The sequence below is a fragment of the Nocardiopsis sinuspersici genome (genome assembly GCF_001998325.1).
Lineage (GTDB): Bacteria > Actinomycetota > Actinomycetes > Streptosporangiales > Streptosporangiaceae > Nocardiopsis > Nocardiopsis sinuspersici.
This window is the reverse complement of the sequence record NZ_MCOK01000001.1, coordinates 4,349,793-4,365,658: the sequence shown is the minus strand read 5'-3', so window position 1 is coordinate 4,365,658 and position 15,866 is coordinate 4,349,793. Positions and strand designations below refer to the sequence as shown.

The window sequence follows — 15,866 nt, the reverse complement described above, 5'->3', positions numbered from 1 at the left end:
GTATGACCACCCCCACCCCCGACACACGCGAACCGAACGACGAGCAGCCCCGTGAGGGGAGGATCCGTCGCCTGCGCACCATCCTCTTCGCCGTGGGCGCGGCGGCCATGGCCGTGGTCGTCACCGTCACACTCGTGCAGGTCGTGCCGGGCCTGCCCGACTGGATGGGCGACGACGCCCCCGAGATCCAGGAGCTGGCCGACCCGGTCACCGGCAGCACCGGGACGGTCGAGCCCCGGGAGCCGGGCGAGGAGCTGGCCGAGGCCGCCGACAGCGCGCCCGAAGCCTCCTGGCCCTCCGTGGCCAGCGCCGAGATCCCCGTCCGCACCGCCGCCGACCCCGACGGCATGGAGGCCGTCGGGGACCTGCCGGTCCAGGCCGTCTCCGAACGGGCCGAAGGCACCGTCGAGGTGGAGGTCCTCGACCCGTCGGCCGCCCGCGACTCCGGTGTCGACGGACTCCTGCTCCGGGTCACCGGAGAGCAGGGCGTGGAACTGCACGTCGACTACTCCGGCTTCGCAGACGCCTACGGCGGCTCCTACGGCGACCGGCTGGCCCTGTGGCCCATGCCGGCCTGCTTCCTGACCACCCCCGGCGAGCCCGAGTGCCGCACGCCGCTGGACGGTGAGCCGGTGACCGCCAGCACGGACCAGACGGTGGCCGCCGCCCTCCCCGCCGACGGGGGCAGCGGGCCGGTCGCCGACGAGGCCCGAGCCCCCTCCGCCTCCGGCGCGGCCGTGCCCGCGGAGCCGGGCGGTGCCTCCACCGCGGTCTTCGCCCTGGCCGCCGGCAACTCCTCCTCCGGAGGCAGCTACTCGGCCACCCCTCTCGAACCCTCCTCCGAGTGGAGCGTGTCCGCCTCCTCCGGCGTGTTCTCCTGGTCCTACCCGCTGGACCCGGTCCCGGTGCCCTCCAGCCTCATGCCGCACATGGCGCTGGACTACTCCTCGCAGACCGTGGACGGGCGCACCAGCGCCACCAACAACCAGGGCTCCTGGATCGGTGAGGGCTTCTCCTACGAGCCCGGCTACATCGAGCGCTCCTACAAGGCCTGCGCCGACGACGGGCACGAGTACAAGGGCGACCAGTGCTGGGGCACCGAGAACGCCACCCTCATGCTCAACGGCACCTCCGGACAGCTCGTCAAGGACGACGACTCCGGCGAGTGGCGCCTGAAGGGCGACGACGGCTCGAAGATCGAACGCCTCACCGGAGCCTCGAACGGGGACGACAACGGCGAGTACTGGCGGGTCACCACCACCGAGGGCACCAGCTACTACTTCGGCCGCAACCGCCTGCCCGGGTGGACCAGCGGAGACGAGACCACCGACTCGGCCTGGACCGTACCCGTCTTCGGAGACGACGACGGCGAGCCCTGCCACGGCGACTCCTTCTCCGACTCCTGGTGCCAGCAGGGGTGGCGATGGAACCTCGACTACGTCGAGGACGTCCGCGGCAACGTGATGACCTACTTCTACGAGAAGGAGGCCAACCACTACGCCCTCGACGCCGACACCGACACCGAGGGCACCCCCTACACCCGCGGCGGCTACCTCAAGCGCGTCGACTACGGCCAGCGCAAGGGCGGGGTCTACGACGGGGACGCCCCCGCCCGGGTCGTCTTCGACACCACCGAGCGCTGCCTGCCCGACGACGGCTTCGACTGCGCCGCCGGCGCGCTCGACAAGGACACCGCCGAGCACTGGCCCGACGTGCCCTACGACCGTTTCTGCGAGGAGGGCACCGAGTGCACCTTCTCCCAGACCGCCCCCTCGTTCTGGACCCGCAAGCGGCTGGAGGAGGTCCGCACCCAGTACGACACCGGCGACGGCTACCAGACGGTGGACTCCTGGAAGCTGGACCACCTGTTCACCGACAACGGTGACGGCTCCCGCACCCTGTGGCTGTCGGAGATCACCCGCACCGGCCACGACGGGGCCGAGACCGAGAGCCTGCCGCCGGTGCAGCTGGACGGCATCCAGCTGCCCAACCGGGTGGACGTGCCCGACGACAACATCCAGCCGCTGGTGCGCTTCCGCCTCTCGACCGTCTACACCGAGACCGGCGGACAGATCGACGTCAACTACTCCGGCGGCGACTGCGATCCCGGGAACCTGCCGACGGAGGGCGAGCAGGCCGGCCGCTGCTACCCCGTCAAGTGGAACCCGCCCGGTGAGGAGGAGCCCGTCACCGACTGGTTCCACAAGTACGTGGTCCAGGAGGTCATCGAGACCGACCGCACCGGCGGATCGCCCGACCAGGTCACCCGGTACGAGTACGTCGGCGACGCGGGCTGGCGCCACGACGAGCCCAACGGCATCACCGAGGAGAAGTACCAGACCTGGGGCCAGTGGCGCGGCTACGAGACCGTCCGGGTACGCACCGGTGACGGCCAGACCATGCCCACCCGGACCGACTACACCTTCCTGCGCGGTCTGCACGGCGGCGAGGAGCCCGGCGGCGGGACCGCCTCGGTGAAGGTCGCCGACTCCACCGGCACCGAGTACACCGACCACGACGAACTCGCCGGCCACCAGCTGGAGGAGGTCGTCTACGACGGCGACGAGGTCGTCACCAAGACGATCAGCGAGCCCTGGCGGCACGTCACCGCCACCCGCACCGAGGACTGGGGCACCACCAGGGCGGCCTTCACCAACACCGACGTGGAACGCACGCTGACCGCCCTGGCCGACGGCGCGTGGCGCAAGACGCGGACCGCCACCACGTTCGACACCGGCACCGGCCGCGCCGAGCGCGTCGACGACCGCGGCGACCTCTCCACCGCCGACGACGACGTCTGCACGCGCACCTCCTACGCCGACGACGCCGACGCGCACGTGTTCACCCACGTCTCCCGGGTGGAGAGCGTCGCGGTGCGCTGCTCGGAGGAGGCCGGGCCCGACGACGTGGTCTCCGACGTGCGCCGCCACTACGACGGCGGCGCGTACGGCGACGCGCCCACCAAGGGCGACGTCACCCTCACCGAGGAGTTCGACGGCCGCGACGACCAGGGCGTCCCGGTCTACACGACGGTCTGGGAGGCCTCCTACGACGAGTACGGCCAGCAGGTCGAGGTCACCGACGCCGAGGGCACGGTGAACGAGACCGTGGAGTACTCCTACGCCAACGGCCTGGTCACCGGGTTCACCGTCACCAACGCGCTGGGCCACACGCTCGAGAACCACGTCGACCCCGCGCGCGGGATCGTCCACGCCGAGACCGACGCCAACGCGCGCCGCACCGACACCACCTTCGACCCCCTGGGCAGGCTGACCGCCGTCTGGCTGCCGGACCGGCCCAAGGACCGGGACATGACCCCGAACGTCAAGTTCGGGTACAGCATCACCGCGGACGGGCCCGCGGCCGTCTCCACCAGCGCCATCCGCAACGACGGCTCCTACGACACCTCGTACGAGATCTACGACGGCTTCCTGCGGCCGCGCCAGACCCAGACGCCCGGGCCCGACGGCGGACGCCTGGTCTCCGACACCTTCCACAACGGCATCGGGGCGGTCGCCAAGACCAACGACACCTACTACGCGCTGGGAGAGCCCAGCGGCGACCTGCTCGTGGTCCGCAACGGGGACGTCCAGGGCCAGACGCTCTACGAGTACGACGGCGCCGAGCGGATGACCGCCACGGTCCGGCGGGTCTCCGGTGACGAGCTGTGGCGCACCACCGCCGCCCACGAGGGGGACCGGGTCCACGTGACCCCGCCCGAGGGCGGCGTGCCGACCACGGTGATCAAGGATGCCCGCGGCCAGAAGGTGGAGCAGCGCCAGTACACCGGCGGCATCCCCGAGGGCGAGCACGTCTCCACCGCCTACACCTACACGCCCAGCGGCCAGATCGCCTCGATGACCACCCCCTCGGGGGAGGAGTGGAGCTACGAGTACGACCACCAGGGGCGCCAGGTGGCCGTGCACGACCCCGACACCGGGACCACCACCAGCGTCTACGACGACCTCGACCAGCTGGTCTCCACCACCGACGCCAACGGCACGACGGTCTCCTACGTCTACGACGACCTCGGCCGACGGGTGCAGACGTGGGAGGGCGCGCCCGGGGAGGGCACCAAGCTCACCAGCCACCAGTACGACACCCGCCTCAAGGGCCAGCTGTTCCTCCAGACCCGGCACACCCCCGAGGGGGATTTCCGGATCGGGATCGTGGGCCAGGACCGGCTCGACCGGCCCACCAACATCCTCTACGGGGTCCCCGCCTCCCAGGGGGCGCTGGCGGGCAACTACGAGTTCTCGATCAGCTACAACATCGACGGCACCGTCCAGGGCATGGGCATGCCCGCCGTGGGCGGACTGCCCGCCGAGTCGACCGTGATCGAGTACGACGAGATCGGCCGCCCCACCACCCTGACCGGCAACGACTCCTACGTCACCCGCACCGAGTACAACCAGCTCGGCCAGGTGCTCCAGATGGAGCTCGCCGCGGGATCCGGCCCCAAGGCGTGGACCACCAACGAGTTCGAGAAGGGCACCCAGCGCCTGCTCGGCACCCGGGTGGACCGCCAGGGCGGCTCCGTGCCGCTCCTGGACACCGGGTACACCTACGACGACGCGGGCAACGTGCTGTCCGTCACCGACTCCCCCGAGGGCGGAGCCGCCGAGACGCAGTGCTTCACCTACGACCCGCTGCTGCAGCTCACCGAGGCCTGGACCCTGCCGCACGAGGACCCGGGGGGCTGTGACGCCGCGCCCACCGCGTCCTCGGTGGGCGGCCCCGCGGCCTACTGGCACTCCTACGAGTACGACGACGCGGGCAACCGGGTCGGCGAGACCCTGCACGACGTCACCGGGTCCGGCAACGACGCCGTGCGCGACTACACCTATCCCGAGCGGGGGCAGAACCAGCCCAACACCGTCCGCGAGGTGGTCGAGCGGACGCCGCAGGGCGACACCCTGTCCGCCTTCGACTACGACGCGGCGGGCAACACGGTGGTGCGCGAACTGGCGGGTGAGCGCCAGGAGCTGAGCTGGACGCCCGAGGGCAGGCTCGACACCGTCTCCACCGAGGCGGGGAAGACCTCCTTCACCTACACCGCCGGCGGCGCCCGCCTGATGCACTCGACGCCGGAGGCCGACACCCTGTACCTGCCGGGCATGGAGCTGCGGGCGGACAGGTTCACCGGCGAGGTGGAGGCCACCCGCTACTACGAGCACGGCGGTCAGACGGTGGCCGTGCGCACCCCCGACCGGCTCGACCTGCTGGCCTCCGACCACCAGGGCACCGGCCAGGTGGCCATGGACGCCGACTCCGAGCAGTCGGTGCGCCGCTACCTGACGCCCTTCGGCGAGGGGCGCGGCTCCTCGGGCGGTGCCTGGCCGGACGACAAGGGATTCCTCGGCAAGACCGTGGACGCCTCCACCGGCCTGACCCTGGTCGGCGCACGCGAGTACGACGCGGCCCTGGGGCGGTTCATCTCGGCGGACCCGGTCGTGGACCCGGCGGACCCGCTGCAGATGAACGGCTACGCCTACGCCAACAACAGCCCGCTGACCTTCTCCGACCCGACCGGCCTGTGGCTCAGCAGCGCCTGGAACAAGGTCAAGTCGGGGGCCAGCAAGGTCGGCAACGCCGTCAAGTCCGGCTACAACTCCACCAAGAAGTGGGTCAAGAAGAACAAGAGCACCATCGTCTCGGTCGGTGTGGGCATCGCGGTCGGCGTGGGCTGCACCGCGCTGACCGGCGGCGCGGGTGCGATCGGCTGCGCGGCTCTGGGCGGCGCGGTCAGCGGCCTGGTCCAGTACGGGATGGACACCCCGCGCAACAACTGGTCGTGGGGCGGTGCGGCCACCGCGACCGTGATCGGCGGTGCGCTGGGCGCCGCCGGCGGTGCGATCGGCGGACGCGTCGCCGGTGCGATCGGCAGCCGGTTCTCCTCCTGGGCGAGCAGTGCGGGTTCGCGTTCGGGTGCGTCCTCGTGGGCGCGCTGGGGTGTCAAGCCGCGGACGCCAAAGCCGCCGCCTCCTCCGAAGCCGCCGCGGCCGACGCCGACCTCGACCACGCCCAGGCCCGCGCCCGTGTCGTCGGCGCCCACGTCCGCAGGGCGGAGCGGGTGCAACAGCTTCGTGCCTGGTACGGGTGTGCTGATGGCCGACGGCTCGGTCAGGGCGATCGAGGACGTCGGGGTCGGCGACGAGGTCATGGCGACCGACCCGGAGACCGGTGAACAGGGTGCGCGTACCGTCGCGGCGACGATCATCGGTTCGGGTGAGAAGACCCTGGTCGAGATCACGGTGGATCCGACCACCGAGCGGGATGCTCCGCCTGAGGGTGAGTCGGCGGGTTCGGAGAGCGCGTCGGAGATTCCGGGCCCGGTGGCGGTCGGGGACGTGGTCGTGGCCACGGACGGGCACCCGTTCTGGGTTCCAGAATTGGACGCCTGGGTCGATGCGGTCGACCTCGCGCCGGGGATGTGGTTGCAGACCTCATCCGGTACGTGGGTGCAGGTCTCGGCGGTCGAGGTCGACACCCAGTCCGCGACGGTTCGCAACCTCACCGTCGCCGACCTGCACACCTACCATGTGGCGGCAGGGGAGCTGGACCTCCTCAACCACAACTGCAATACGTCCATCTACCGTACGCAGACAGAACATCCCAACAGTCAGCGCCTTCTGGTGGACGGCAGTGGAAATGTGAGTCACCAGGGTAGCGGGAGGCTGTACCTCAACATGAGCGGTGACATCAGTCACTCGCAGTCCTTCCGGGGTGGAGCAGGGCAGATCGTTGCTTTTGATCTGCCAACCTCCCTGGTGAACCAGATTCGCGGTTCTGCGCTGCCCCAGCGCATGCCAAGGAGCTTTGCGGGTTCGAAGAGGGAGTGGAACATGCTGCGTAGAAGTTCTCCTGAAATCGCTGACCCAAAGGTGTCTCCAGGTTTGATCGGAGTCCCGGGGCAGATGATCGACGAAATCATGGGGAGTATTGTCCCCGGATCTGGTCGCATCCTCTGATGGGGAATTGCTATGAGCGTTTCGCGGGGGAGGCAGGACGTATCCTCAGCAGGCCGCGCTCCGTCCCGCCTCGGGTTCTCACCTGTATGGAAATACTTCCCATAAGTGACCAGAGCACCTACTGCAGAAGACTGCGCCGTGTCATCCACGCTGCGGTCTCGCTGTCCTGCGTGCAGGACTTCGAAAGGGAAGTCCTCGAAGATGTGGGAATCCCGACGTGGTTCGCGTGTCTCACCGACGACGCATCTGCCGGCGGAGCGTTCCCCGAGGAGGCGCGGGAGGGAGTTAGAGGCTACTTCGAGGACAGAGGAGGGGAGGAGTGGGACCTGCAAGAATGGCTGTTCATGTTCGATCCGGATCTAAGGTCTTGGTCGTGGTGGGATGTGGCTGGGCACGGGGACGGAAGAATTTTTCTCTACATTGATACGAAAGGTGAGATGCCCGTCCCCTGCGAAGAGCTCTGGTGGGCCGTATTCGCCTCCGGGGCACAGGCCGTGGACGGTCCTTTTCTGGTTCCCTCGGAGCAGTGGGAAGAGAAACCCAGTATTGGAACTGTCCCCGCAGAGTGACATTGGTTCGTGGCAGTGCCCCTCCTCTGCCTCCGTAGCCGTGTGAAGACTTTGTGGATTTCCGCATGAACTACTGATCTTTGATCATTCGGTTGACTGGAATGGGGAGGGTTGCAAACCGACCGAGTCGATGAACCCCCGTAGCAGGTCCGGACGTTGACACACCAAGCGAAGATGCGCGTTGACCACCTGTTTCAGCTCTTCCAGGTTCCGGAACAGACGGCTTCTGAGCACGCTCTTGAGATGGGACCACAACGACTCCACCGGATTCAGTTCGGGCGCGTACCGGGGCAGGCACACCACGTTCAGCCAGCCCCGCGCCGCGACTTGGACGGCCATCGGCTTACACGTGTGCAAGGAGTGGTTGTCCCAGACCAGTACCACCGGACCCCGCAGTGCCCGGTGCAGCCGGTCCAGCGCCACACGCAGATCGGTGTGGGTGATGGAGGCCTCCTGCACGCAGTGGAACAGACACACCCGCCCGCTGGCCGGGTGCGCGCACAGCCACCCGGCGGCGTTGACCCTGCCCCAGGCCTTTGGCGGCGGCGGACCTGGATCTCCTCAACCACAACTGCAATCAGCGAACCAACTACATGGAGCCGGGGGACCCCTTCGCAGCCAACCATGCGAAGACGTCTCCCCTGGAGGGGTTTCACGACGTGGTGATCCACGGAACGCCCAACTCGGTTGCCGCCACTCCGACAGGTGCGCAGGTCGGTCACCGTGAACTCGCCAACAGGCTGCTTCGTGATTCCTCATGCCCTGGTGGCAATATCCGCCTTTGTTCCTGTTCCACGGGATTACCCAACGGATCCTTCGCGCAGAACCTCTCGAACAAGCTTGGAGTTGATGTGCTGGCTCCTGTGGACACTCTTTGGGCAGGGCGCCACGGCACTCTATTCGTCGGCCTCACCAGCGCACGGAAGAGCCTTTCTCCGGATCTGTGGAGAATATTTACCCCTGGAGGAGGATGTGATGCGCGTGAGCAGGATGGGTTTCTTCGAGGAGCTTCCGCACGGGGACGCAGACGGAGGAAGCCTAGGTGTCCTCGCCGGGCAGGGGGACGAGGCGTCGCGGGACTGGATCGCCGACTACCTCGACATCGCCGACTACCTCGACGCAGGCGCGGTCGTCGCCGCGTCGACCACCGTGCTGGTCGACGTGCTGGACGAGGAACGGCCTCCGGTCTGTTCTCTGGCCGTCCTCACCGACGGGGCCTGGTTGTGGCCGTCGGACCTGGCGCACTACGTGCGCGAGTACAACGTCCGGCTGCCCGCTCCGTTCGTGCGTCATGCCGAGGATTCGGGCCGGGTACCGGCCAGGCCCGACGAGGAGGTTCTGGACAGGATCGAGGAGGAGTTCCTCGGTTGACGGCGTCTCCGGTTCTGTCGGGCGGTCGCTTTGCCACCAGGGGCAGGGGATCCCTTCCCTGGCCGCGGACATGCCGTGGCCCCCGCGCCCGCTCGGGGGCACGGGGACCGCGCGGGGACTAACGGCCGCGCTTGCGCCAGGCGTTCTCCCTGGCCTGCCGCTCGGCGGCCTTCCACTGCTTCCTGCGCTCGGTGCGCAGGCGGGCGTCGCCCCGGGACCGGTTCCACTCGGCCTCGCGCCGGAGCCTGTTCCAGCGCTCCAGGCGCCGCACGTCCAACTCGCCCTCGTCCACGGCGGCGTTGACCGCGCAGCCGGGCTCCGCGTCGTGGCGGCAGTCGCGGAAGCGGCACTGCTCGGCGAGGCCGGCCACGTCGGCGAAGGCCCGGTCCACGCCCTCCTCTGCGCCGGGCACGTCGATGCGCCGCACGCCGGGGATGTCCAGGACCAGCGCGCCGCCGGGCAGTCGCAGGAGCTGGCGGTGGGTGGTGGTGTGCCGTCCCCGCCGGTCCTGGCGGATCTCGCCGGTGTCCATCAGCGAGCGCCCGGCCACCGCGTTGACCAGGCTGGACTTGCCCGCGCCGGAGGTGCCCAGCAGCACCCAGGTGGCGCCGGGCAGGAACCGGGCGGAGAGCTCCTCCAGCCCGAGGCCGGTGTGCGCGCTGACGGCGTACACGTCGGCGCCCATGGTCACCGACTCGACGAGTTCGAGCACCTCGGGGAGGCGGTCCCCGGCCATCTCGGCCTTGGTGACCGCCACGACCGGGGTCGCGCCGCTCGCCCAGGCCAGGCTGAGGAAGCGCTCCAGGCGGCCCACGTTGGGCCCCTGGTCGGCGGCCTCGCAGATGAGGACCGCGTCGATGTTGGCGGCCAGCACCTGGTCGTGCGAGTCCTTGGCCACGCCCTGGCGGACGAGGCTGCCCGAGCGTTCGAGGACGGCCTCGACGAGCCAGACGTCGCCGGAGCGGCGCACCGCGACCCAGTCGCCGCTGCACGGGGCGGTGGACGGGTCGGCCTGCGCCGCCTTGGTGACGGCGGGCGAGTAGTCGGCGGCCGCCTCCCGGGGGAGGCGGACCACCGCCCCGCCGCGGCGTGAGGAGGCCACGCGCGCGGGGAGCAGGGGATGTGCGCTGGCGGAGGCGACGGCGTCGAAGGCCCGCTCGACACGGTGGTTCCACCCCAGCGGGGTCAGCGGATGGACGACGGAGGTGTCTGTGCTGCTGTACGTACTCACGGCGGACTCTCTACGGGGCGAGCGTCCGAGGGGTCTTCGTCCTCAGGGCTCGCGAGCGATCGGGAAGGTCGGTGTGGAACCACTCGTGGGGACAGCCATGGCTCTACTTCCTCTCCGTCGTCGTGGGCCGCCGTGATGCGGCGCTCCGGCCCGGCGAGTCTAGGACCGGGGCCCCGGCCCGTGCCACCGGTTTTCCCGGCCGCGGGTCCGCTCAGCACGGGTCCGGTCCGGCACCGGGCCAGACCCGTGTCGCCTGGTTCAGCGCCGCCTGGTCCACACGTCTTCGGCGCCGCCCGGCACGGCCTGGGGGCCGGTGGAGTGCCGGGGCGCGTACCCGTCGGGAAGCGTGTCCGACCCGCCCCCGGGGCGCCCCGGGTCGGCGTGGACCGGGCGCCGGCCGTAGTCGGGGCGCTCCTCCTCGGCGCCCAGGAGGAGGAAGAGGCTGCAGATCAGCAGGAAGACGAACAGGCCCACGATCAGGGGCAGCACCAGGTCGGCCGCGGTGGCCCCGTCCGGGGACCCGAAGCGGGAGAACTGCGGCTGCGTGATGTGGACGCCCATCATGCCGGTGTAGTGCATGGTGCTCACCGCGACCGCCATCACGACGGAGGCGCCCGCGACGGCCACGTGCCCGCGCAGCCGGGAGGCGAACCACAGGGCGGTGGCGGCGGCCACCAGCGCGATGGCGCAGGCCAGGGCGACGTACAGGGGGTCGTGGTGGATGTCCCCGTGGACGTTCATCGCGTACATGCCGGTGTAGTGCATGGCGACGATGCCGGCCCCGGCGACGAGTCCGCCGAGCAGGAGCCACGGGGTCGTCCTCCCGACGGTGGCCACGGTGAGCGCGACGGCGATGACCACGATGGCGACGACACCGCTGACCACGGTGAGCACGGCGTCGTAGCGGACGGCGACCCCGGGCGGGGAGAAGCTCATCATGGCGATGAAGTGCATCGACCACACGGCCATACCGCCGAGCGAGATGGCGGCCAGGACCAGCCACTGCCAGCGCACGGGACCCGTCGCGCGGCGCGCGCGTATGGCGAAGGAGAGCCCGAGGAAGGAGCCGATCACCGAGACCGTGAAAGCGATGGCGGGGGTTGTCCAGTCCTGGGCGAGGTGGTCGAGCACAGCTCACTACTTTCCATGACCTTGGTCACAATTCGGCCGGGGTTATGGATAGTAAGGAAATTGCCGCTGTGGCGCCAGGGGTGTTCGCCAACGCGTTGGACCTGATGTGGCCAGCGACAACGCAGTGAATCAGGTACGTGACACTCGGGCACGGTGGCGCGGAATCGGGGTCGGAACCAAGCTCGTAAAAAGGCCGGAATCAGAAAAAAGGTCGGAATCAGGACCCGGGCCGAAACGGGGACCGGGGAGCGGTCACGCTCCGGTCGGGACGCGGACGGGCGGTCCGGGTGCGTGCCGGGACCACCGCACGGGTCCTACCTCCGGCGGGTCCACACGTCGTCGGAGCGGTGCCGCGCGGTGTAGGACTCGTCGTCCTCGGGGGACACACCGGACTCGTCCCCGTCCCCCGCGGAGGCCTCGCCGCCGCTCCGGGGGTCGCTCACGTCCAGCATCAGCAGCAGGCTGCACACCATCAGGAAGACGAACAGTCCGATGACCAGCGGCAGCAGCAGTTCGGAGGTGGTCGAGCCGGGAAGCGGAGCCGGGCTCGGGGACTCCTCCAGCGTGACGTGCACGCCGAACATGCCGGTGTAGTGCATGCAGGTGACCGCGACACCCATGACCAGGGACGCGGCGAGGGTCGCGAGCGAGCCCTGCAGCCGCAGCGCGAACCAGAGGGCGACCGTCGCCGCGACCAGGGCGATGACGACGGCCAGCACCACGAACAGCGGATCGTGCCCCATGTGGCCGCGCATGTTGATGGAGGCCATGCCCATGTAGTGCATGGCGACGATGCCCGATCCGGCGATGGCACCACCGGCCAGCAGCGATCCCCGTGTGCGCCGGGTGATGGCCAGGTACAGGGCCGCACCCGTGACCACGACGGCGAGCAGACCGCTGGCCACGGTGAGCACGATGTCGTAGCGAAGGGCCGTCCCGGCGACCTGGAAGCCCATCATGGCGATGAAGTGCATCGACCACACGGCGGTTCCGCCGATACACGCCGCGCTGAGCACCAGCCACGCCCAGCGGACGGCTCCGGCGGTTCGGCGGGCCCGGACCGCGAACACCAGTCCCACGAACGAGCCGATGACGGACACGGCGTAGGCGACCGCGGGTGTCAGCGGCCCCTGAGTGAAATGGTCGATCATGGCCGCCGCTCCCGGCTTGTCGGATATGAGGGCTTTCCGTAGCGGCACGATCCTAGGGAGCACGGGTCCTCGACGGGTCACACCGCGGTCACGTCCGGACGTCGGGGACGGGCGCGGTCGTGTACGGCCCTCGACCCGCGCCGGGAGCGCCCCGCGCCGGGAGTCACTCCGCCAGGTGCGTCCGGGAGACGCTCAGGCCCGCGAAGGCGATCCTGGCCAGGGTGTCGGCGATCTCCGAGGAGTCCAGCCCGCGGTCGGGCTTGTACCACTCCGCGATCGAGTTGACCATGCCGAACAGCAGGCGTGCCGCGACCGCCGGGTCCACGTCCGGGCGGATGTCGCCCTCGGCGGCGCCCTCGCGCACCAGGTCGGCGATCAGGTGGTCGAACTCGCGGCGGCGGTCCAGGGCGCGCTTTTCCACCTCGGTGTTGCCGCGTACCCGCAGCAGCAGGGTCACGTGGGGCAGCTCCTCCACCAGTACCCGCACGCTGCCGCGCAGTACGTGCTCCAGGCGGTCGACGGCCGGACCGGTGGTCGAGGCCTCCTCGCGGGTGACCGCGAACAGGGCGTCCATGGCCAGGTCCAGCGAGCGGCGCAGCAGCTCGGTCTTGCCGGTGACGTGGTGGTAGATGGCCGACTTGGTCACGCCCAGCGCGCGCGCCAGGTCCTCCATGCTCGTGCCGTCGTATCCGCGTTCGTTGAACACGCGTGCGGCCACGCGCAGGACGGAGTCGGCGTCGTGGCCGGGGCGGCCCGAGCGCCGCCGCCCCGCGGCCCCGCGGCGGGAGGAGACTGGTTCGGCAGGGGAAGATCTGGACACGGTTGTCGAATCTACCTGGTGGAGGCGGTCCGGTGTGCGGGGCGGCCGAAGGCGCCGCTCCCGTGTCCCGGTCCCTCCGCGAGGATTTGTTAACTTAACGAACGGTCGGTCAGTAAAGATTCTAGCGCGGACCGTCGCCGTCCGCGGCCCGGAAGGCCCGGCGGTCGCCGAAGCGCGGCCGCGCTTCGGGTCCGGGTCTCGGCGCGGGCGCAGGGAGCACGAAAAGGTTTCCCAAAACACAGGAAAGTGACTGCGCGAAACGTAGTGCGTGGTCACAGCGGCTTTCCTGGCGACGCGTTCCCGGGTTCCGGGGGAAGCGCGCTACGGGAACGTTAAAAGCACTTGATGGGTTTCTAGGCACAAGAGTATTTTGGTCCTCGTTTGACGGTATAAGTCCTGATTTGCCCACGTCAAGAATGAGGGCCTCAATGGCTATCACCCGTCGTGGCGCCCTGCGCGCCTCACTCGCCGGAGGGATCGGCGCCGCGGTCTCCGCGGTGGCTCCGGTCCCCGCCTGGTCCGCACCCGCGTCCCCGCCGCGCCCGGGGGACGCGGCGGCGTCGCTGCGCCTCCTCGAACAGGGGAACAGGCGCTGGCGCCGGCACGCCTCCCGCCACCCCAACGAGGGCCGTGGCCGCAGGAGGGAGCTGGTGCACGGACAGGCCCCCTTCGCCGTGGTCCTGGGATGCGCCGACTCCCGGGTGCCGCCCGAACTGGTCTTCGACCGCGGCCTCGGCGACCTGTTCACCATCCGATCCGCCGGGCAGGTCCTGGACGGGTCCGTGCTCGGCAGCATCGGCTACGCGGCCGAACACCTGGCGGTCCCACTCATCGTCGTCCTGGGGCACGCCTCGTGCGGCGCGGTCACCGCCGCGGTGGAGGCGCACCGGACCGGGGAGGTCCCCCGCGGCCACGTCGGCTACCTGGTCGAGGAGATCCTGCCGGTGGTCGACGCCACCCCCGACGACGGCGGCGACTTCGTGGACGCCTGCGTCCGGGCCAACGCCGTGCACATCGCGGACAGGCTCCGCGAGGACGAGGACCTGCGCGGGCTGGTCGAGTCGGGGAGCCTGGACGTCGTCCCGGCCCGCTACGACCTGGAGACCTCCGAGGCCGTCTGGCTCTGACGCCCGGGCCACTCCCGCCCCGCCGTCCACCGCACTCCCGTACCGCCGCACTTTCGCACCCGTCGCCCACCGCACTCCCGTACCGCCGCGCCGCCCACGCCCGGGACTCCTGCCCGGGCTCGGGCCACAGGGCCCGAAAACCCCACACGACGAGAGAGGTGATCGTCCGGAGCGCTCCGGACGATCACTTTTGTCTTCGGGGCGAACCGCGCATTCCACCCATGTTTCCTTTCTGGTGAAAGAAACTCCTTATCCCTGCCAAGCAGGCACAACGGGAAAAGTTAGTGAAAAGCCTGCGGTGCGGCTGCCCCTTCCTTATTCTCGTGATGTCCACAAAGGGCAGTTCGCCTGGTTCGCCAAGGGCCGTTGGAAGACCCGGCCCCGCTTCGCAAAGGATCGCCGTGCGCCTCGACCAGCAGATGCGGGAGATGCTCGAAACGCCCGGTGTGCACAGTGTCTGCCTCGTGGACTGGCGAGGCGGACACATCCTCATGCACGCCGGCGCCGACGACCGTGCCACGGACACGGCGGAGATCGTCCGGGCCATCCGCGGCGGTCCGCTGTGCGCCGCCCAGGCTCTGGAGGACGTGGTCGTCACCGACGCCGACCACCACCTGCTGTTCGCCGTCCTGGAGGACTCCGACCTGTGCGTGCAGGTGCGCATGAGCAGTACGGAGGGAAACCTCGGTTTCGCCCTGCGGGGGCTGCGCCGACTGGCGCGCACGGCACGGGTGCCCCCGCAGCCCCCACAGTCCCCGCAGCCCCGACGCGACTCCGACCACCCGCCCCGCCGCGGCCGGGACCGGCCCCGCCCCGCCGCCCGGGTCGCCGCGCCCGTGGACCGCAGGGTCCTGGAGCGCGTCGTCACCGCGCTCCGCTCGCTGTCCGTCGACGGTTCCCGGTCGGTGTCCGCGTGACCCCTGGCCCGTCCCGACGCGGTGTCGCGGTCCTGCGCCACTGGATGGCCGACAAGGCGTCGCGCCGACGTACCCGAAGGAGAGAGAAGGACATGACCAACATCGAGACCGGACTCAAGGAAATGATGGAGATCGACGGGGCGGTCGGTGCCGCCGTCGTCGACTACAGCAGCGGGATGGCGCTGGGAACCCTCGCCGCGACCAACTCGCTCGACCTCACCGTCGCCGCGGCCGGGAACACCGAGGTGGTCCGCGCCAAGATGCGCACCATGGACCAGCTCGGGCTCAACGACGCCATCGAGGACATCCTCATCACCCTGTCCGGCCAGTACCACGTCATCCGGCCCCTCACCAGCAAGAAGGGGCAGGGGCTCTTCCTCTACCTGGCCCTGGACCGCTCCCGGGGCAACCTCGCCCTGGCCCGGCACCGCCTCAAGGCCATCGAGGAGACCCTGGAGGTCTGACCGGGTGCTCCGCGGGGACCGGGGAGGAAGCCCCGGTCCCCGCGTCCGCGCCCTTCCCGCCGCCGTGCCCGCCTCGCCTCGGAACCCGTTTCCGGGTTCGTGGGCGATGGGGCA

10 protein-coding genes and 1 pseudogene are annotated in these 15,866 nt (G+C 70.0%); 6 read left to right on the top strand and 5 right to left on the bottom strand.

Annotated elements, in window-relative coordinates; translation table 11 throughout:
- Positions 1-2 precede the first annotated feature (2 nt).
- Both NOSIN_RS28040 and NOSIN_RS18840 read left to right on the top strand, forming a co-directional pair.
- Positions 3-6,971, top strand: a complete 6,969-nt coding sequence (locus NOSIN_RS28040; protein ID WP_077692021.1) for an RHS repeat-associated core domain-containing protein — start codon at positions 3-5, stop codon at positions 6,969-6,971.
- A 170-nt stretch (positions 6,972-7,141) separates the two neighbouring features.
- Positions 7,142-7,540 carry a hypothetical protein gene (locus NOSIN_RS18840; protein ID WP_143832956.1) on the top strand — a complete coding sequence of 133 codons (399 nt, stop codon included), beginning with the start codon at positions 7,142-7,144 and terminating at the stop codon, positions 7,538-7,540.
- An 84-nt stretch (positions 7,541-7,624) separates the two neighbouring features.
- On the opposite strand, the pseudogene NOSIN_RS18835 reads toward NOSIN_RS18840, so the two are convergent.
- Positions 7,625-8,065, bottom strand: a pseudogene (locus NOSIN_RS18835) (transposase); the annotation flags it as partial.
- A 450-nt stretch (positions 8,066-8,515) separates the two neighbouring features.
- Between NOSIN_RS18835 and NOSIN_RS18830 the strand changes: the two are divergent.
- Positions 8,516-8,911: a hypothetical protein gene (locus NOSIN_RS18830; protein ID WP_077692018.1), complete on the top strand. Its 396-nt coding sequence runs from the start codon at positions 8,516-8,518 to the stop codon at positions 8,909-8,911.
- Between the two features lie 118 nt (positions 8,912-9,029).
- Here NOSIN_RS18830 and rsgA read toward each other — a convergent pair whose 3' ends face one another.
- The 4 genes from rsgA to NOSIN_RS18810 form a co-directional block, all read right to left on the bottom strand.
- On the bottom strand, positions 9,030-10,142 hold the full coding sequence (gene rsgA / locus NOSIN_RS18825; protein WP_077692017.1) for a ribosome small subunit-dependent GTPase A: 1,113 nt from the start codon (positions 10,140-10,142) through the stop codon (positions 9,030-9,032).
- 258 nt (positions 10,143-10,400) lie between these two features.
- Positions 10,401-11,273, bottom strand: a complete 873-nt coding sequence (locus tag NOSIN_RS18820) for an MHYT domain-containing protein (protein ID WP_077692016.1) — start codon at positions 11,271-11,273, stop codon at positions 10,401-10,403.
- Positions 11,274-11,587: 314 nt separating this feature from the next.
- The gene (locus NOSIN_RS18815; protein WP_077692015.1) at positions 11,588-12,424 is read right to left on the bottom strand and encodes an MHYT domain-containing protein; all 837 of its coding nucleotides are present in this window, start codon (positions 12,422-12,424) and stop codon (positions 11,588-11,590) included.
- Positions 12,425-12,587: 163 nt separating this feature from the next.
- The gene (locus NOSIN_RS18810) at positions 12,588-13,142 is read right to left on the bottom strand and encodes a TetR/AcrR family transcriptional regulator (RefSeq protein WP_077692014.1); all 555 of its coding nucleotides are present in this window, start codon (positions 13,140-13,142) and stop codon (positions 12,588-12,590) included.
- 530 nt (positions 13,143-13,672) lie between these two features.
- On the opposite strand from NOSIN_RS18810, the gene NOSIN_RS18805 reads away from it, so the two are divergent.
- The 3 genes from NOSIN_RS18805 (at position 13,673) to NOSIN_RS18795 (ending at position 15,752) form a co-directional block, all read left to right on the top strand.
- Entirely contained in the window at positions 13,673-14,371 is a 699-nt protein-coding gene (locus NOSIN_RS18805; protein WP_077692013.1) for a carbonic anhydrase, read from the top strand.
- A 401-nt stretch (positions 14,372-14,772) separates the two neighbouring features.
- On the top strand, positions 14,773-15,288 hold the full coding sequence (locus NOSIN_RS18800; RefSeq protein WP_077692012.1) for a hypothetical protein: 516 nt from the start codon (positions 14,773-14,775) through the stop codon (positions 15,286-15,288).
- A 92-nt stretch (positions 15,289-15,380) separates the two neighbouring features.
- Positions 15,381-15,752, top strand: a complete 372-nt coding sequence (locus tag NOSIN_RS18795) for a hypothetical protein (RefSeq protein WP_077692011.1) — start codon at positions 15,381-15,383, stop codon at positions 15,750-15,752.
- The last annotated feature ends 114 nt before the right edge of the window (positions 15,753-15,866 follow it).

Coding starts and splice junctions, on each gene's coding strand:
- NOSIN_RS18815 (WP_077692015.1), bottom strand. CDS start 12,424: ATGATCGACCATTTCACTCAGGGGCCGCTGACACCCGCGGTCGCCTAC.
- NOSIN_RS18830 (WP_077692018.1), top strand. CDS start 8,516: ATGCGCGTGAGCAGGATGGGTTTCTTCGAGGAGCTTCCGCACGGGGAC.
- NOSIN_RS18805 (WP_077692013.1), top strand. CDS start 13,673: ATGGCTATCACCCGTCGTGGCGCCCTGCGCGCCTCACTCGCCGGAGGG.
- NOSIN_RS28040 (WP_077692021.1), top strand. CDS start 3: ATGACCACCCCCACCCCCGACACACGCGAACCGAACGACGAGCAGCCC.
- NOSIN_RS18795 (WP_077692011.1), top strand. CDS start 15,381: ATGACCAACATCGAGACCGGACTCAAGGAAATGATGGAGATCGACGGG.